Here is a 16,864-nt window from a genome sequence, read left to right as displayed (position 1 = left end):
TTATCGGCGTTTGCGGCCACCACGCTTCGATGATACGGTATCACGTGCGATCTTTTTGAGGTGTCGTTTAACAGCCGCTGCTTGTTTGCGTTTGCGCTCAGCAGTTGGTTTTTCATAAAATTCACGACGGCGTAATTCAGTTAAAATGCCGGCTTTTTCACAAGCACGTTTGAAACGACGTAGTGCATATTCTGGGTTTTCACCTTCTTTCACTCGAACGGTGGGCATTCAAATTTCCTCTAACATTAATAAATTAAAGCAACAAGTTGGCAATTGTAGTGTCAGTTTCTGATAACGTCAAGTTTTTGTTATCGTTCAACCCGGATAATTTACACATTATTTCTAGCCAATAGTCAATAAATGATTTCAAATCTGATATAATGCCTTTTATTTTAGCATAATCTAACTATGAAAGTTTTAGGCATTGAATCATCTTGCGATGAAACAGGGGTAGCAATTTACGATAGCCATGCGGGTTTAGTTGCCCATCAACTCCATTCTCAAATTGCTCTTCATCAACAGTATGGCGGGGTTGTTCCTGAATTAGCATCGAGAGATCATGTTAAATATTTGGTGCCTTTAGTTTCCGCAGCGTTAGAAGAAGCTAAAATGAGCAAATCTGATTTGGATGCGGTAGCTTATACAGCAGGGCCTGGATTAATGGGGGCACTCCTAACGGGTGCTTGCTTCGCTAAGAGCTTTGCTTTTTCACTTGCTATTCCTGCTTTAGCCATCAACCATTTGGAAGCGCATTTATTAGCTGCCCAACTCGATGATAACGCGTTGGAACCACCTTATTTGGCATTATTGGTATCAGGGGGGCACACCCAATTAATTGCGGTGCATCAAGCTGGGAGCTATGAGCTGTTGGGTGATACGTTAGATGATGCTGTGGGTGAAGCATTTGATAAAACTGCTAAACTCATGGGAATCGACTATCCTGGTGGCCCCATGTTAGCAAAATTAGCCGATGAGTGCCCCATCGCCTTGCAGACCTTGCCGGCTTTTCCTCGCCCGATGACCGATAGGCCGGGGCTAGATTTTAGCTTTAGTGGTCTAAAAACCCACGCGTTAAATGCGTGGAATCATTCAAGTCAAGATAACGCTGCTAAACAACAAATTGCCTATGCATTTCAACAAGCCGTCGTGGAAACACTTGTCATCAAATGCCATCGCGCAATAAAGCAAACGAACATGCATCAGCTAATTGTTGCGGGTGGTGTGGGGGCTAACCGATATTTACGCCAGCAATTGGCGGTTTTAACTGATAAACACGATATTAAATTGTCCTACCCTTCGATGCAATTTTGCACCGATAATGGTGCTATGGTTGCCTATGCAGGTTGGAAACGTTTGATTCAGGGTGAAACCGATGAGGATTTATCGGTTGTGGTCAAAGCGCGATGGCCGTTATCTGAATGAAATCCTTAAGTTGCTCTAGTAGGCAAATTTGGAGTGTTTAGGACCATAACTTCCAAGGTTTTGGCTAGAATGTACGTAAACGTTTGCATTAATATCTTTTATAATGTGTTGGTCAATAGCCTCGATTCAATATTGGATTCTTTATAAAACTGCTTTAGACTATTTCTTTAGGAAGATGTTTGGGATATTACCATGAAAATGCTTAAGGTCAGCTTGGTTGTACTATTGTTAGCATTGCAATTTAAGTTGTGGTTTGGGGATACTGGTATTTTTGAACAACGGCACACGCAACGCTTAATGCAAGAACTCTTAACAAGTAATGAAAAACTGGCTGATGAGAACCAACACATTGCTTCGGAAGTTGATGCAATCAAGCAAAATCAAGAGGCCGTTGAGGGAAGAGCTCGATCTGAGCTGGGCATGGTTCGTGAAGGGGAGCGCTTTTTTCAATTTAAAAAAAGCGATGAGGCAAAAGGGGCTTGAGTCAACATATAGAAAACAATACCGCCTGCCCCATTCCTAGCATTCTCTTTATAAACGACCGCCTTGTGTCATTTTGTGTGGGTCAATCGCTTTGTTAAATTCCTCATCACTTAAGAATCCTAACTGACGATTTGCTTCGGCCAGCGAACAATTATGATTGTCCGCATAATGAGCCATTTTCGATGCTTTGTCATAACCGATGATGGGTGTTAGTGCCGTGACTAACATCAAGGAGTTTTCTAAATAATATTCTATTTTTTCCTTGTTTGGCTCCGTGTTTTCTAACAAGTATTTGGTGAAGTTTATGCAGGTGTCTGATAAAGTTCGAATGGATTGAATGAGGTTAAATGCAATCATGGGCTTGTAAACATTCATTTCTAAATAGCCGCCAGAACCCGCAATCGTATTGGCGAAATCATACCCCATCACTTGAGCAGCGACCATCGCCATCGCTTCACATTGAGTCGGGTTTACCTTGCCTGGCATGATTGATGATCCGGGTTCGTTGGAAGGAATAAGCAACTCATGAAGCCCTGCTCTTGGGCCGCAACTTAAAAGACGAATATCGTTGGCTATTTTAAATAAAGAGGTTGCTAGTGTCTTAAAAGCGCCACTCATTGCAATCAGTGCGTCGTGCGAACCTTGAACTTCAAATTTATTCGGGGCGGATACGAATGGATATCCTGTTATTTTAGCAATGTGCTTTGCCGCCCTTTTTGCGAAGCCAGGGGGGGCGTTGAGACCGGTACCTACGGCAGTTCCCCCAATTGCCAATTCATAAACATCTTTCAGGGCAAATTCAATGCGGGCGATATCTTTCTTAATTAATGCCGCATAACCTGAAAATTCCTGTCCAAGTGTGAGCGGGACTGCATCTTGCATATGGGTTCGTCCAATTTTCGCAATATCTCGCCATTGGTGTGATTTTTTTTCTAAGTCGCTCTGCATATAGCGAACGGCGGGTAATAACCGTTCATTGACTTCACAGGCGGTGGCAATATACATGGCTGTGGGAAATGTGTCATTAGAGGACTGCGACATGTTAACGTGATCATTGGGATGAATGGGTATTTTACTTCCCATAGCACCCCCAGTTAGTTCAATCGCACGATTTGAGATCACCTCATTCACGTTCATATTGGACTGTGTTCCGCTGCCTGTCATCCATACATGCAGAGGAAAATGATCATTTAATTTTCCTTCGATGACTTCCTCGGCAGCTTGAATAATCAAATCTCGTTTTTCTTTTTCGAGAATTTTAAGTTCTGTATTAGCCAGTGCGGAGGCTTTTTTTAATATCCCAATTGCCTTAATGATTTCATGGGGGATCAAGTCCTCACCAATGGAGAAATGGATGATAGAGCGCTGGGTTTGAGCACCCCAATACTTGCTGGCATCGACCGCAATTTCTCCAATGCTGTCTGTTTCTATTCTTGTTTTCATTGTTGCGCCTCATATCATCGACAATTAGAGTTTAAGAAAATTGCTTCATAGCACAGGTGTTCCATTGAATTTTGCGTCGGCTTGAAGCGTTGCTGCAAAAAATCAATTTATTATCCGTTGGTTATATAAATTTACTATAGACAAGCTTTATACGATATACAAATCGGAGTGAGAAATTGTGCGAGGGATAGCGCTCAATTTATAGCGCATACCCCTTTTTAAATAATAAGACGGCCTCTTCGTCTTGTTGGAGGGTCTCGAGCAGGCATCCCAATTGCCAATAGGCTTCTTTACTTGGCGTGATGTCGATGCTTTGTTGAAGATATTTTTTGGCTTTACCCCAGAGTTCTAGTTGAAGGCAAATTTTACCGCAACATAAAAGTAAAGCGGCAGAATGGGGGTTTTTTTGTAGCAACGACTCGGCAAATTTTAGCGAATTTTCCGTGGCGGGTATATCGCCATAAAGATGGATTAACTTTTCATTGACATATTTTGACAAGCCTTTTTGGACAATGGCGGCCGCTCTTTCGGGTTGTTGATGTTTAAGATAAAAGTGTGCTGATTCAGCGATAAAACTTGGATTAAATCGGAGTATTTTAGGCAGATTATTTTTAAAATCTAACACGTCTTCATAACTTCGTTGTGCAATCAAAATTCGGAATTGTTGCAAATAGCTTTGTATTAACAACGTATCATATTGGTCTTTACTGACAACTTGATGCTTTTTTAACTCAGGCAGTAACTGAATCAGTTGGGGCCAGTCTTTCACGGCTTCGTATAATTTCGCTAAGAGCTTCAGTACATAGGGATGTTTTGGTGCTAAGTCTTGCAGATGCCTTAAGGTTGCGAGTGCTTGTTCCCATTGCTTATTTGCTAATTGAAGTTGTGCTTGGGTTAATTCAACCGCAATTTTTGTTTCAGGCATGGAGTGCTGGGCTTCCCGAAGGTAATGGTCTCGGAGTGTATAATCTCCCATTTCTTGAGCTGCTCTTGCTGCAATTAAATAGTTGATTAATGGCGTGTCAGAGTAGGGAAGGGCTTTGAGTAAATGTTTTTTTGCCTCTTGCCAATAACCTTCACTAAACTCAATTAATCCCTTGCGCGTCATTCGTCGTGCGATGGCGATATGACGTTTTTTACGCCAACGGCGAAAATGACGAGGACTCCGGTACAGCGAGCCAAGGATTTGGATTAGGGCATAGATAAGGACAAAGGCTAAAATCAGTGCAAAAATCCCAACCCACAGCGTCGTTTCTACCGTGATTTTATTTACGGCAATGAGAATATAGCCGGGGTCGTGTTGTAATTGTATTCCTAAAAAAACGGATCCAGCTAAAAGGATGAATAAAAATAGAGCACGAAACATCAGTGTTTACCTCCTGATGTAGCGGTTTTATTCGAAAGATGGCTACTCGGTTGTATTTGTTCATTTAGTAGCATTAATGCTTTACTCGGTTCAAAGGTTGATTGGGGGAATTGTACTTGTTGTAGGGATTCAAGCTCACCAAGGATTTTTGCTACGTTCGTTTGATTTGAATTGAATTGCTGTTGTACGGCCTTTACCGTTTGATCTAAGGTGAGTTTATAGATGGCTTGATTGCCATTAATGATAGCCCACTTAGCTTGCTGTAATTCGCCATAGAGTGCTTCTTTCACTAAACTAAATTGTTTGTCAGACAAGATTGGCTTAACCGTGTGGTCATGATGACGAATGACAACAAGCTTTTCCAACGCATTGACACTATTCGCCATATGTTGGCGCCAGCCTTCTTTATCGGCTTTCTCTTTCTCATCTTGATGGTTGCTTTTCGACAATAATGGATCATCACGATAGGATAATTGGTGTATTTGTGCTTGGATGGCGTTAATTTTTGTTAATAAGCCAACAATATCAAGCTTTGGTTGCTTTTCTAAGGTCGAAATATCCTCGGCTATTTGTTGTCGGATGGTATAAATAGCGCTTTGATGTTGGCCAGATAATAATAAATCGGCTTGCTTTAAAAGCTCAATGGTTGTTTGCGGTTGCTGCGACCAATGGGCATTAATTTGTGCTAGCTGCAAATAGTATTGGGCTTTTTTTAATTGAAAATAGACGTCAACTTCACTGCTTCCTTTGTCCACTTCTTGGATCGTTTTCTTAAACCCCTCTAACTTCTCCTCAAACAGGGTGATTTTCTTTTGGGACAGTTGATCGGCGGATTCAATGGCCTTTTTAAATTCTTGTTGCTCGTCAACTAAGCCACCGATTGTTTTATTGGTGATTAATAATTGCTCGTTTAAAGACGCATCGCGAAGTTGTGCTTGTTTGAAGCTGTAAGCGGCTGCAAACAAAGCGGCGAAAGCGACCACTAAGCTGATATAAGCAGTCAATGATGTGTTTTTCTTAGAATGATCGGTATTGGCCACTGCCTCGGAATTTTCGGGTTTGTCTGCGTTGTCTAATTCTTTTTTTATCTTATCGGTCATGTCCCAATCCTTGTTGATAATTCAGTAATGTATTGTACAGATCTTCCCCGTCAGAAATGATAACGTGTTTGACGCCTTTTTCCATGGCATACGTTGCAATACGCTTACTATGCGCCAGCCATGTGGTTTGCAACAACTGTGGGTGATAGTCGGGCATCATATGAAATAAGTTATCAATCGCAGTCGTACTGGTTATCAGTATAATCGTTTCTTGCTGATCCTGCCAGAGTTCATCCAGATTGTTCATAGGCTTTGGACAGCAGCGTTTATAAACATTGACTTGCTGCACCTGTGCGCCTCGTTGCCTTAACGTCTGGGCTAACAAGGGGCGTCCGCCAACCCCTTTGATTATCAAAATATGCTGGTTTTTGACTTGCTGGAAGTGTGGCATTGCCAATAAATGTTCACTATCTGCCATTGTGGGATAGCTTGCATTCACAGAAAATTTTTCTAATTGGTAGGCTGTTTGTTGACCAACGGCACTGACTTGGGTTTTATCGCTAAGCGTTTGCTGGTTTGTCAATGCCAGGAAAAAAAAATGCACGGCATTTGCGCTGACAAATATCAATTGATCGAATTGTTCTAGGGGCAAAACGCTTGATTCCCAGTTTGGTTTTATGGCTTTTATTTCTATAGCAGGCAGTTCGCTCACGGTTGCCCCCATCGCACGTAAAGGTTGAGACCATGCAGGGGCTTGGTGTTTGGGGCGGGTGTTAATAATATGGAGACCTTGTAAGGGAAACTCAGTCATGTGCACCTGCTTGGTTTATAAGCGCTTGAGCGCCTTGTGCCAGAAGATCGTTGGCACAACGATCGGCAAGGATATGAGCGTCTTCAACGGGTGCATCCGCTACAAACGAAAGGCATTTTCTACCGTCTTGAGCAAATATTTTTGCGCGTAAATTTAATCGATTGCTGTTGATGAAATGGCAATACACCGCGATAGGGACATGGCAATTTCCGCCCAGCAAGGCATTGACCTGCCGTTCTGTGTTGATGCAAACAGAGGTTTTAGAGCATGCTAAATGATGAATCATCTTAATTAACTCATCATCCGCAGTGCGACATTCAATGCCTAACGCCCCTTGACCGCAAGCAGGCAGCATGCTTTCTGCATCAAATTGTTCATGGATCAGATGGCTTAAGCCCATTCTCTCCAAACCAGATGTCGCTAAGATGATGGCATCAAATTCGTTATTTTGTAATTTTCGAATACGTGTATGGATATTGCCACGCAAAGGGAGTACCTGACAATCAGGGCGAAGCATCCGAATTTGCGCTTCTCGACGTAGACTGGAAGTCCCGATGACAGCGCCTTGAGGCAATGATGCGAGATTCTCATTTGCATGACAAAGTAATGCATCGAAAGGATTGTGGCGCTCAAGAATCGCAGCCAAGCCTAATCCTTGTGGGAAAGAGGCGGGAACGTCTTTCATAGAATGGACAGCTAGATCGGCTCGTCCATCGAGAATCGCTTCTTCCAACTCTTTAACAAATAGCCCCTTACCCCCGATTGCTTGCAATTTGTCTTTAAGAAATTTATCGCCTGTTGTTTTCATTGGCAGCAATTGAATATCCTTGTCAGGGAATAGATTGGTCAATTGTTGTTTGACATAATTTGCTTGCCAAAGGGCTAATTCGCTTTCACGGGTAGCAATGATGATTGGTTTGGCCATTTGATTCCAACAAAAAAGCAAGATGGTAGCATGTAACCTGGGCGCTTAGTCAATAGTGGTAATAGTATTGCATATACGTGAACGTTTGCGTTCACGTCTGCGTTATCGAGATGACTTGATTCTAGCAATAAAACTCGCTTGATTTATTTTCGGTAATTAAATTTAACATGATGAAACACGCAGCCTATTGCTTCTGATTTTTAAAAGACTGATATCTGTTGATTTAACTAAATTCGGTAACGCAGACGGTAACGCTAACGTTCACGTGCCTATACCCGCATCCGAATAAATAATTAATGCATCGGGCTTATTAGAATAAAAGGCAAGATTGACAGGGGTAGGATGAATCCTTCAAAATGCACAAGTTTAGTTTGAATAGGAAAGCTTGTGATAGGGAAATTGCGACAGATTATTCGATACCTTGATGACAACATGCAGCGTTCGCTGGCATATGCCTCCCATCAGTTGGTGGCCGTTGGTGTTATCGCCTTATTTGGCTTTGTTTTATTTCATTTTGTATGGACGTCGTGGTTTCCTCAATATTATGAAAACTTGACTTTAAGAATCATAGGTAGTGGGTTAGGATTAGGATTGATTTTAACGCCAGTCTGGCCAACAAGCTTTCGCCGATATCTCCCGTGGTATTGGTTTGTAACCATTCTTTATACGCTATCATTTTTCTTTGCATTCTATTTTTTAATGAATCAAGCGTCTGTGATTTCGGCTTTGTCTTTGTTGTGTAGTATCTTTTTATTGGTTTTATTAGTTGATTTATTTAGTTTATCGGTGTTGTTGGCTTTAGGGTGGGGTATAGCACTTTTTTGTTATTATCTGTTAACACCCGAGCTGTATTTTGGTGAAGAACATATGGAAATGTTGATTGTCATGGCTTTCATTGTCATTGCGGGATCAACGGTAAATTATAAAACGGCCATGTTACAGCAACAGCGACTAGATGGAATGGCAGCAGCAGCTGGGATGATTGCCCATGAGTTGCGAACACCGTTATTAGGCATCAAAAGTGGCGCACAAGCGTTAGCGCGCTATTCTCCGGCCTTATTTCATGGGTATGAACAAGCGCGAAATGCTGGATTGGTAGATAAGCCTATCCGAAATCAACGTTTGCAACATTTGTCGGGTGTCAGTCAGCGAATCATTAGCGAAATCGATTATGCCAATACCATTATCGACATGCTGTTAGTCAAAGCGGGGCGGGAAAATTCACTCGATAATTGCCAACTGGAACTGTGCTCGATGGCTTTGTGTTTAGAGCAGGCATTAAGTCGTTATCCGTTCCAATATAGCCAGGGTCGAGATTTAATCGATTGCAAAGGCGATTTTGCTTTTGTTGGCTCGCCATTGTTAATGCAACATGTCCTGTTTAATTTAATGAAAAACGCCCTGTACGCTATCGCAACAGCGCAAAAAGGGACTATCCAAATTTGGGCAGAAACGCAAGATAAATATCATGTGCTTCATTTTCGTGATACCGGAAAAGGGATGGGCCCAAAACAATTATCACGATTGTTTGAGCACTTTTACACAACCACGTTTATGGGCACTGGAATCGGTTTATCTTTTTGCAAATTAGTGATGGACCGATTTGGTGGCTATATCCGCTGTGATTCTAAACTGGGTGAGTATACCCACTTCAAATTATATTTTCCCAAAAAACTACTGGAAAAAACGAAATCCAATGCTCGGTATGCGCAGGCCACTTAGCCCATGATTGATCGTTAATTAATCCTTGTCTTTCGGCAACTCACCACAAAAATTCGTCTATAAATTTAAAATTATAACTAGTTCCTGTATTATAAGGATCTGATTTATTCTAGTTATGTGCTGTCACTATCATAGGAAATGACGTGTTAAATAAAATTAAATTAGCAGCTGTAGTTTTATCTGTTGGTGTAACGACGATTGCTCAAGCTCAATTACCTGCATTTTTAATGGATGAAACAAATACTCAAAAGATTATCAATAAAAGCATCAAAAACAATATCAATTTTTCAGGCGATTGGATTGGACAATGTGACAGCAATCAACAATATGAGGTTCGGGTTCAAATTGAACACGCACGTTTTGACATTAAATTAACGCTACCCTTTTCACCCAGTTATAAAGTGGAGTTTATCATTGGTGGCTTCAAAAATTCCCATGACTCATTTCGAGATGCTGAAGAAATTACCACAAGACATGCTAAATGGGATGCTGATACTAATAGCTTAAATTTAGTTTATTTTATAACTAATTCAGCAATGAACGCTGATAGAGAAAGTATTAAATCAAAACTAAGCAAGATAACGCTTAGCCTGGATGGGGATAAGCTGGTATTCAATGAAGAATCGTTTGTAATTGGTTATTTTGATACGACAGAAAATTATAAAAATACGTGTTTGTTTCACAAAAAAAATGAAACCACATAACCCAATCATTGATAGTTTATTAATCTGACATTGAGTACATGATTGGATTGTTCAATTTCTTTGATGACTTGTTGAAGTTCCCCTTCATCGCCAGTGATGTCGACTAAATTGAATGCAATGGCTTCATTAGAAGAGTTAACCATTCGTTCAATATTTAAATTGGAGCGTGAAATGGCTTGCGTCATTTCAGCAATCACCCCCGGTTTATTTTCGTTGGCGATCACCAGTCGATACCCCTTGAAACTATCCGGTTTGACGAGTCGTGTCTCTGGAAAGTTTGCCGAAAAGGAAACCGTTCCAAATTCTAAAAAGTTTTTCACATTGGTAATGACCATCGAGGAAGCATTTTCTTGTGCTTGCTGCGTACTCGCCCCTAAATGGGGAAAACAAATGACGCTTTCTCTCTTAACCAGCTCGGCTGTTGCAAAATCGGTCATATAGGACTTCAGTTGCTTTTGGTCAAGGGCATTGAGCAACGCTTTTTCATCAACAATCCCTTCGCGCGAAAAATTTGCTAACACGGCATCTGGTTTTAGTAAGGATAAGGTATGTTGATTGATAAGATGCTTTGTTTCGGGCACTAAAGGGACATGCAAGGAGATAATATCCGATTGTGACAACACTGCTTCAATGGATTCTGCTTGATTGACATCGGGTATCAGGGCTAATGCGCTGGATAGGGTCATCATCGGATCATAGGTTATCACATGCATACCTAAATGGTGGGCAATGTTGGCCACTTTTACACCAATATTACCAGCCCCAATGATGCCCAGGGTTTTTCCAGACAATTCTTGGCCTGCAAATCGTTTCTTGTTTTGTTCGATATTGCTGGATAGGTCGCTTGGCAACTCCTGCTTTAACGTGTCAATAAAAGACAGGGCGGGTCGAATATTGCGGTATGCCATGATCATTGCTGCAACCACTAACTCTTTAACTGCATTTGCATTCGCACCAGGGGCATAAAATACCGGAATACCTTGTTGGGTTAACTTTTCAACCGGGATATTGTCAATACCCGTACCCGCTCGGCCAACGGCCTTGAGTTTATCGGAGAAAGGGTGGTCATGTAATTTCGTAGAGCGAACAAGAATGACATCTGGGTTATCGAAGTCCTCACCCGTTTCAAATTGTTGCGAGTCAAAATTGGCTAAGGTCTTTTGTGGGTAATGATCGATAATCTTAATTTTGAACATTTCCTAGCTCCTTCATGATAACTTGATTGGTCTGAATCGCTGTTAGTCCCTTCATATACAGGTTAGATGCTTGCTGATTTAACTTTTCTACTTCGTTTGCTGTTAGTAACAAAGGTAAAAGTGCGTATAAATGCGGTGTTTTGATATAAAACTCACTGGCCTTTTGCACATTTTCTCGAAGACAGTGACCACCAAAGCCAACAAAACGACTGACCACACCCTCTGCTTCAAGGTCGCTTAACCCGTCACCTATTAGTAACACGGTGTCACGAGTAGGGCAGGCCTGTTCAATGATGCTTGATTTACCCTGTTTTTTGGCGAGTAACGATGTGTTATCAAAATGATGGTAATTTCCCGTTTCATCAAAATAGATATCAACGGCAAAGGTGTGTGCTAAAGGAATGGATAGATGGTGTGCCAGTGGTATCAATGCTTGTTTAAGGCCCGCGGAGATAATAAAAGGGGTTTTCCCTAATTGATGTAAAATAGCAATAACTTCTTTAGCGCCGGGTGTTAATTGCTGGATATACAATTCACTTAGTTCGTTGATTTGCTGCAACGTAGGTTTCACCTTATCCAAACGATATTGATAAGCTTTTGGATTCATCCCCGTTTTGGACATGCATTGCTCAGTAATAGCAGCAACTTCTTCACCGACATGATTCCAATTGGCTAAAACATCGATCCCTTCAATGGCAGATAGGGTGCTATCCACATCAAAAAACACATATTGAAAGGGTTTAGGTGGAATCCAAGCATGTTGAATTAATTTATCCATGGTCTTGTTCATATTGCTGCATAAACGCCACTAAGGACTCGACTTCATCAAGCGTGATGGCATTGTAAATACTTGCTCTGGCACCACCAACGCTTCGGTGGCCTTTTAGATTGGCAAATCCTGCCTTGGTTGCTCGTTGCAAAAAGTCCTCTGTTAATGCTTCCTGCGTTAAAATAAAGGGGACATTCATGCGAGAGCGGTAACGACTGTCAACTGGATTATGATATAAGCCGCTTTGGTCAATACAATCATATAAAAGCTGGGATTTCTGCATGCTAAGCCTGGCAAACGTCTCAACACCACCATTTTCTTCAATCCAATCAAACATCAGTGATGCCACATAGAAGGCAAAAGTTGGCGGGGTCGCCAATAACGAGTTGTTTTGCCACTGTTGATTGTAATCAAACACAGCAGGTGTTTGGGGGGACGCTCTATCGAATAGATCTTCTCGAATAATCACAAGACTCATGCCAGCAATGCCGAAGTTTTTTTGAGCGCAGGCATAAATACAACCGTAATCCTGAAAATCAATGGGACGAGAAAATAAATTAGAGCTCATATCACTCACTAAAAACTGCCCATTTCCATTCGGTTTAAAGGGAAACTCCAGTCCGCCAATGGTTTCATTATCGGTGAAATGGAGGAAGGCCCCATCTGGATGGATATCCCAGCTATCTTCATTGGGGATCTGATTGAATTGTTGATTAGCACTGCTGGCAACGATATGAACGTGGGCATATTTTTGGGCTTCAGAAATGGCTTTTTTAGACCAGTGCCCGGTTTCGAGGTAGTTCACTGTTTTGTGCGTGCCCAGGAGATTGAGATTACACATGGCAAATTGAGTTTGAGCACCCGAGGGCAGAAATAGTATGGCATAATCATTGGGTACTGAAAGGATGCGGCGCACCGATGAGACCATCTTGTCGACTAACGCTTGAAACGGTTTGCTGCGATGACCGATTTCTAAGATGGAAAGCCCTGTATTTTGCCAATTATATAAGTTTTCTTCAATTTTCTGCAAAACAGGTAACGGTAATTTAGCAGGGCCTGCGCCAAAATTAGTCATGGTGTCCGTCATGGTGTTCCTTTTATTTTTCGTTAGCATTTCAAGCTCAATGCGTTAAACATCAAAAATAGTCACTTCGATTCAACAACCCTCATCTGCCCTTTGGGCACTTTCCCCCCATGTTTGGGGAGAAGAGGGAATGAAGAAAGATATTTATGCTGATAGATTTTTATCATTGTATAAAGCTATGGGAATGTCAATGATAGCGTCGGTAACGGAGACGGTAACGCAAACGTTCACGTTAGGGCTATTTCTCATTAAACCAAGGATTGTCATCCACACAGGGAGTTTGGTAAAATGCCTATTTTTATCAGTTGGTTTTAACTTGAATCAAGCAACATCAAATCTTACCAAGGCGCAGAAAAAGGTTTTGATTTTATCTTCGTTGGGTGGTGTTTTAGAATTTTTCGATTTCATCATCTACATGTTCCTGGTCCCTTATATCGAAAAACTGTTTTTTACGACGGGATCCTCCTTTGTCACCACGTTAAAAACCTTGGCGGTGTTTTCAGCAGGGTACCTTATTCGGCCGTTAGGTGGCATGATTTTTTCCCATTTTGGCGATCGCTACGGGCGTAAAGTGGTATTTTTGCTAACGGTGTTATTTATGGCTGTGCCATCCTTTGCGATTGGTATCCTACCAACAACAGCTCAAATTGGTATGTTTGCTCCCATGTTATTGTTAATCCTTCGCTTGATGCAGGGATTGGCCATTGGCGGGGAGATTCCTGCGGCAATGACGTTTATTTCTGAACATGTGGCTAAACAACGCCTTGGGTTTGCGATGGCTGTGCTATTTTTTGGGATCAACATCGGTTTATTGATGGGCTCATTGGCTGCTTTTTTGTTAACGACCTATTTTACAGAGCAGGAAATTTTAGCCTATGCTTGGCGAATACCCTTCATCCTGGGAGGTTTTTTTGGCATTGGAGCAATCGTATTGCGTCGACATTTACAAGAAACAGCCGCCTTCAAGTCGTTAACACAGGAAGAAAAACCGGCTATTCCTTTGCTTGATTTAGTAAGAGGGTATTACCCTCAGGTATTGCAAGGTGTGTGTTTGGTAGCACTCGCTTCCGTATGCTTGTTTATGTATTTATATTGGCCGACTTATCTGCATAAATATCTAAATTATGATTTTAGCAAAGTGACGCATTTAAATACGCTCGGTATTCTCATGTTATGTTTTGCTATTGTCTTGGGTGGTTTGATTTCAGATAGATTTGGTCATATTAAAGTCTACTTTACCTGCGTGATTGGTATGTTGGTTGTTGCTTATCCAATATACTTGTTATTTGGCACTGGAAAAATGCCGTTGGTGTACACCAGTTATTTTCTGTTTACGCTGTTGTTTGGCATCTTTCCAAGTTGTTATGGTGCCATATTGCCACAGATGTTTCCTACCGCTATTCGCTATTCAGGGGTCGCATTGAGCTATAATTTATCGTTCGCACTATTTTCGGGATTTAGTCCCGTTGTTTGCACCTTACTGATTGAATGGACGAATAATGTGTTTGCGCCGGCTTGGTATATGATGCTTGTTGCCTGTATCACCGGACTTGCCTGTTATTACGGCTATGCTCGCCAAAAAAAAGCATCCTTTTGCCAATTAAGTGCATTTCAGTGATTCTTGGTAAGTAGCAATATGGCTAAGATGCGAAAGGCTTGTCCTATTTACTAGCTAGGATAATATCGATGATGTGGGTGTCTTTATAGGGGAAGGTGAAAATTCGTTCAAATAGACGTTTTAAGCGTTCGATAAGAAATTGTTTAGGGAGCATGCGCATGGAAATGGAGTTTAAAAACCAGGTGCCATCAATGCCAAACAAAATAAGATCGTCAATGTTGTTCAGTTGGAAGGGAATTTCTAACCGTTGATGCTCAACTACCTTGAAACCATGGTTGTCAAAAGAACAAAACAAATCCTCTAAGCCAGAAGAAACGGTGGTGTTTCGTACCAAATTTTTATAATAGTGACCTACCAAGCGCCCAACAATGCTACCATCATTGATAAACTCAGCAATCATTCTTTGCGCTTCGGGGAACGATTCATAGGTTGTTGTAATCATCGAAAAGTAGCCATTAGAACGCGTTAATAAATTGGCTTGCTGGAGTAACGTATCAATGGGAATATACGCATTAATAAAATGGGCTAATATTAAATCTTGGCTATGAGCTGGTAAATAATGACTGGCTTCCGTAGCGGAACCTTCAATACAAAGAATGGGTAAATTTTCTTGCGCCAGTTTAATCATTTCGGGGGAAATATCGATGCCAGTGAGTTTTGCTTGTTTGAGGATAGGCAATAATTGCTGAAGGAAAGCACCATTACCAATACCCATATCCAAGACTTTAACGGGAAGGTGATGATCTTTCATGACAGTTTCGATTTGCTTGATTGCTATCGTGTGGCTCTTTGAAATTGATCCAAATTGATCGGCAATATCATAGCGCTTAGCGATAGCGTTATACATAGCCTTTAATGTCAAACAAGATCCTAATTGATTAGCAGTTCCTTTAGTATACCTAAAAAGAATGGGGTTGTGATCTGATTGGTTGAAAATTTAACTTTTAATCTCAACTTTACTTTCTATCAACGCCTTTTTTAGGGGCGGTTTGATAAAAAATAACAGGCTAAACACACTTAAAGCGATTAAATAATAAGCAGGAATGTACATATCACCCCAATGATTAATTAAGGCAGTATTGATGGCTGGGGTGCTCCCTCCAAACAAAGCGGTTGCAAGGTTGTAAGGAAATGATAAGCCTGAATAACGAATTGGTGCAGGGAATAAGTCATATAATAATGCGGGAATACCAGCAAATACAATGGCAACCATCAATGAAAACACTAAGCTAACACAAAGAATAGACCAGGTTGAATGGTTTGTTAGCGCTATAAATAACGGTAAACTAAGGCTAATAAAGCATGCCAACCCAAGCACTTGTAGATTAACCTTGCCAAAGCGATCGACTAACAAGCCAAATACCGGTGTTAATAAGATTAAAGCGATAAGACCCGCATTATTGCTCCATTGCACCAGGGCATGGGGTATTTGATAGAAATGGTGTAAATACGTGGGTAAGTACAAAAAGCACATATAAAAGGATGCCGTTGGAAGCATGACAAACCCAACTCCCCTGATGACATCTCGCCAATGGTGTTTAAATAGTGTCTTAACAGGGGCATGTTTGGTGGTATGTGTTTGTATAAGTTGGGTAAATGCCGGTGTTTCTGGCATGCGTAGACGTAAATACAAGCCTAGAAAACCAAGTAACAAACTAAACACAAAGGGTACTCGCCACAACCAGGAAATTGAAAATAAACTGGTGATACTGCAGGCTAATGAACCCAGTAGAAGACCTAAAAACGCTGACGACATGGCAAGTGCGCTGTAAAAGCCTTGATGTTTGTTTTGCGCGTGTTCCAAAATATAGACCATAGCGCCGGTGAACTCGCCACCCACCGCCAAACCTTGTAGTAATCGGCAAGCAATAAGCCCCCAGGTTGCCCAAATACCAATGGTATCATATTCCGGTAGCAGTCCGATGATGGTCGTGGGTATAGCCATCAATAAAATTGCCATGGATAAGGCGTTTTTTCGGCCAATTCGGTCGCCCAAATGACCAAAGACTATGGCACCCAATGGCCGCATGATATAGCCGATAGCAAAAACGACAAAGGCAGCAATCAGCGATACGGTTTTATTCTGTGCAGGGAAAAACAAGGGTGAAATAGTAGCGGCATAATAACCATATAAGGCAAAATCATACCATTCAAGGACATTACCAAGTAATCCTGGGATAACGATACGCGACAAAGATAATTGTTTGTTATTCATTCTGTCTCAATGTTATGATTATTTTGGCCGTTTGAAATAAGGGGATATTCCCTGATAAGGCTAACA

At 41.4% G+C, this 16,864-nt stretch carries 16 protein-coding genes; 5 read left to right on the top strand and 11 right to left on the bottom strand.

The window, feature by feature from the left end; genetic code table 11:
- Positions 1 to 228 carry a 30S ribosomal protein S21 gene (gene rpsU / locus AB3348_RS05810; protein ID WP_367606640.1) on the bottom strand — a complete coding sequence of 76 codons (228 nt, stop codon included), beginning with the start codon at positions 226 to 228 and terminating at the stop codon, positions 1 to 3.
- Between the two features lie 180 nt (positions 229 to 408).
- Between rpsU and tsaD the strand changes: the two genes are divergently transcribed.
- Complete coding sequence (gene tsaD / locus AB3348_RS05805) at positions 409 to 1,422, top strand: tRNA (adenosine(37)-N6)-threonylcarbamoyltransferase complex transferase subunit TsaD (RefSeq protein ID WP_367606639.1); 1,014 nt, start codon at positions 409 to 411, stop codon at positions 1,420 to 1,422.
- A 192-nt stretch (positions 1,423 to 1,614) separates the two neighbouring features.
- A complete protein-coding gene (locus AB3348_RS05800; RefSeq protein WP_367606638.1) occupies positions 1,615 to 1,905 on the top strand; it encodes a septum formation initiator family protein in 291 nt (96 codons plus the stop codon).
- Positions 1,906 to 1,953: 48 nt separating this feature from the next.
- Here AB3348_RS05800 and fumC read toward each other — a convergent pair whose 3' ends face one another.
- The 5 genes from fumC to hemC all read right to left on the bottom strand — a co-directional run bounded on the left by fumC (position 1,954) and on the right by hemC (position 7,490).
- Entirely contained in the window at positions 1,954 to 3,348 is a 1,395-nt protein-coding gene (gene fumC, locus AB3348_RS05795) for a class II fumarate hydratase (protein ID WP_367606637.1), read from the bottom strand.
- 199 nt (positions 3,349 to 3,547) lie between these two features.
- Entirely contained in the window at positions 3,548 to 4,714 is a 1,167-nt protein-coding gene (locus tag AB3348_RS05790; RefSeq protein WP_367606636.1) for a heme biosynthesis protein HemY, read from the bottom strand.
- Positions 4,714 to 5,814 (bottom strand): uroporphyrinogen-III C-methyltransferase, encoded by a 1,101-nt coding sequence (locus AB3348_RS05785; protein WP_367606635.1) that lies wholly within the window; start codon positions 5,812 to 5,814, stop codon positions 4,714 to 4,716. Before AB3348_RS05785 ends, AB3348_RS05790 begins: the two co-directional genes overlap by 1 nt.
- On the bottom strand, positions 5,804 to 6,565 hold the full coding sequence (locus AB3348_RS05780; protein WP_367606634.1) for a uroporphyrinogen-III synthase: 762 nt from the start codon (positions 6,563 to 6,565) through the stop codon (positions 5,804 to 5,806). The genes AB3348_RS05785 and AB3348_RS05780 overlap by 11 nt, the downstream gene beginning before the upstream one ends.
- Positions 6,558 to 7,490 carry a hydroxymethylbilane synthase gene (hemC, locus tag AB3348_RS05775; RefSeq protein ID WP_367606633.1) on the bottom strand — a complete coding sequence of 311 codons (933 nt, stop codon included), beginning with the start codon at positions 7,488 to 7,490 and terminating at the stop codon, positions 6,558 to 6,560. Before hemC ends, AB3348_RS05780 begins: the two co-directional genes overlap by 8 nt.
- A gap of 387 nt (positions 7,491 to 7,877) precedes the next feature.
- Here hemC and AB3348_RS05770 point away from each other — a divergent pair, with 387 nt between their 5' ends.
- Both AB3348_RS05770 and AB3348_RS05765 read left to right on the top strand, forming a co-directional pair.
- A complete protein-coding gene (locus AB3348_RS05770; protein WP_367606632.1) occupies positions 7,878 to 9,212 on the top strand; it encodes a sensor histidine kinase in 1,335 nt (444 codons plus the stop codon).
- A gap of 143 nt (positions 9,213 to 9,355) precedes the next feature.
- Positions 9,356 to 9,916, top strand: a complete 561-nt coding sequence (locus AB3348_RS05765; protein WP_367606631.1) for a hypothetical protein — start codon at positions 9,356 to 9,358, stop codon at positions 9,914 to 9,916.
- Positions 9,917 to 9,921: 5 nt separating this feature from the next.
- Here the strand turns inward: AB3348_RS05765 and AB3348_RS05760 are convergent, their stop codons facing one another.
- From AB3348_RS05760 to serC, 3 genes are read right to left on the bottom strand one after another with little or no spacing between them, the layout of a single operon-like run.
- A complete protein-coding gene (locus AB3348_RS05760; RefSeq protein WP_367606630.1) occupies positions 9,922 to 11,112 on the bottom strand; it encodes a 3-phosphoglycerate dehydrogenase family protein in 1,191 nt (396 codons plus the stop codon).
- Positions 11,099 to 11,890, bottom strand: a complete 792-nt coding sequence (locus tag AB3348_RS05755; RefSeq protein WP_367606629.1) for an HAD-IB family phosphatase — start codon at positions 11,888 to 11,890, stop codon at positions 11,099 to 11,101. Before AB3348_RS05755 ends, AB3348_RS05760 begins: the two co-directional genes overlap by 14 nt.
- Positions 11,883 to 12,995, bottom strand: coding sequence for a 3-phosphoserine/phosphohydroxythreonine transaminase (gene serC, locus AB3348_RS05750; RefSeq protein ID WP_367606628.1), 1,113 nt, complete (start codon positions 12,993 to 12,995; stop codon positions 11,883 to 11,885). Before serC ends, AB3348_RS05755 begins: the two co-directional genes overlap by 8 nt.
- Before the next feature lie 100 nt (positions 12,996 to 13,095).
- On the opposite strand from serC, the gene AB3348_RS05745 reads away from it, so the two are divergent.
- On the top strand, positions 13,096 to 14,583 hold the full coding sequence (locus AB3348_RS05745; protein WP_367606627.1) for an MFS transporter: 1,488 nt from the start codon (positions 13,096 to 13,098) through the stop codon (positions 14,581 to 14,583).
- Between the two features lie 43 nt (positions 14,584 to 14,626).
- Here AB3348_RS05745 and AB3348_RS05740 read toward each other — a convergent pair whose 3' ends face one another.
- Together AB3348_RS05740 and AB3348_RS05735 are read right to left on the bottom strand one after the other, a co-directional pair.
- Positions 14,627 to 15,445: a class I SAM-dependent methyltransferase gene (locus AB3348_RS05740; RefSeq protein ID WP_367606626.1), complete on the bottom strand. Its 819-nt coding sequence runs from the start codon at positions 15,443 to 15,445 to the stop codon at positions 14,627 to 14,629.
- Positions 15,446 to 15,520: 75 nt separating this feature from the next.
- Positions 15,521 to 16,798 carry an MFS transporter gene (locus AB3348_RS05735; RefSeq protein WP_367606625.1) on the bottom strand — a complete coding sequence of 426 codons (1,278 nt, stop codon included), beginning with the start codon at positions 16,796 to 16,798 and terminating at the stop codon, positions 15,521 to 15,523.
- Positions 16,799 to 16,864 lie beyond the last annotated feature (66 nt).

This window comes from Legionella sp. W05-934-2 (assembly GCF_964199965.1).
In the GTDB taxonomy this organism is placed as follows: domain Bacteria; phylum Pseudomonadota; class Gammaproteobacteria; order Legionellales; family Legionellaceae; genus JAFIFT01.
Note: the sequence above shows the minus strand (reverse complement) of the source record. Positions and strands in the feature narration are given on the sequence as shown.